The organism is Gilvimarinus sp. 1_MG-2023 (assembly GCF_030548285.1).
Map to the genome: position 1 here is coordinate 1 of NZ_JAUOSC010001884.1, position 230 is coordinate 230.

The following is a 230-nucleotide window of genomic DNA, read 5'->3' on the forward strand; positions in this document are numbered from 1 at the left end:
GATATACATCTACCGTATTGGCATCTGCAAAACGGGCTTTGCCTGTGTATACGTTAATACGGTTGCGACCGTAAAACTCGGTACGCAACTTGACCTGCTTGCCAATGACTTTTTCGGCACTTTTTAATACCTGTGGAAATGAGAACCAGCGTGGCTCACCAATCTCCCGGAACATATTATTGGTATTAAACTGAATAATCTGTTTGACGGCGTGACGTAATGCCTTGGAG

1 pseudogene is annotated in these 230 nt (G+C 44.3%); it reads right to left on the reverse strand.

The features are described from left to right. Positions 1–230 (reverse strand): annotated as a pseudogene (locus tag Q4563_RS23235) (Si-specific NAD(P)(+) transhydrogenase); the annotation flags it as partial.